General features: G+C 54.1%; 2 protein-coding genes. One reads left to right on the top strand and one right to left on the bottom strand.

From position 1 onward, the window contains the following. Positions 1 to 430: hypothetical protein (locus NIG5292_RS15230; protein ID WP_233488244.1), on the top strand; the 430-nt coding region annotated here is incomplete at its 5' end. 119 nt (positions 431 to 549) lie between these two features. Here the strand turns inward: NIG5292_RS15230 and NIG5292_RS14245 are convergent. Beyond that, the coding region (locus NIG5292_RS14245; protein WP_048600204.1) for an IS110 family RNA-guided transposase at positions 550 to 1,074 on the bottom strand (525 nt) is incomplete at its 5' end.

Here is a 1,074-nt window from a genome sequence, read left to right as displayed (position 1 = left end):
GCCTAATAGTGTAATCATCAATTTAGTTGGAAAAAGACAACTCGGGCTGCTGGAAAGCTGTGATCCTGAGGATGTTTATGTTGTGAAAGTGCAAGCGCCTGAGAGCAGTGATTGTGCGATTTGGGGACAAGACATGCTGCGCATTACTGGTAGTGTCGCAATCTATGCACTGCAAAAGGAGCAACTTAGCAGAGCCACATTACACGGTGGATCTGTAAGCTGGCGCATCCAAACCGCAAACGGGATCTCTAGCAATCGTGTGTGGATGCTCCCGGTTTCGCAAGGTGATTTCGGGACATTTTCTGGGTCAAGTTTATCGGTATCGGTCGTGTGTCAGGCCTCGTCAGATGTGGCTCTGATCGCCACGGGCCGTTATGGAGTTCGATCGCCTCAGGTCCAAATCGATCTTGAGGACTATTGGTGTCCTTGATTACTATATGGTTTTCCCGATGCGGATCAGCCGATGCTTTTGCCCATAATTGTCCTTTGATCTCCTTACTTTCCGGAATTTGTCAGCGCGAGCCGACCGTTCCGAACCTCTGCGCGGCGTCAGGCATACTCGACCAAACCACCACGATAATCCTGTTTCTTCGTGACCATGGCCCAAAGAATGCGGGCCATTTTGTTAGCCAGAGCGACGGCAGCCAACGTGCCCTTTTTGCGTTCAAGTAAGCGCCCTAGCCAGCCGTCGGGTTTGACACCTTTCCAGCGCGCCCATCTGATGCATACGGTGGCTCCTGTGATCAGTAATCGCCTCAGATCGGACTGGCCCATCTTACTGATTCGACCCAGTTTGGTTTTGCCACCCGTCGAGAGTTGTTTGGGCACCAAGCCCAGCCAGGCTGCAAAGTCGCGCCCACGCCGGAAGCTTTCCATGGGCGGCGCGAACGCAAGGAATGCCGCTGCTGTGATCGGGCCAACACCCGGCATTGTGCGGAGACGCTGGATGCCTTCGTCTTCTTTGGCCACATCAGCCATTTGGCGTTCCAAGGTGGCGATTGTCTGAGCCAGCTGAGCCATGTGGTGATAGTACAGGCGCGCGGTCTCGCGTACCAAATCCGGCATAGCGCCTTC

Origin of the sequence: Nereida ignava, assembly GCF_001049735.1 — a bacterium.
GTDB classification, from domain to species: Bacteria; Pseudomonadota; Alphaproteobacteria; order Rhodobacterales; family Rhodobacteraceae; genus Nereida; species Nereida ignava.
This window is presented reverse-complemented; position numbering and strand designations above follow the sequence as displayed.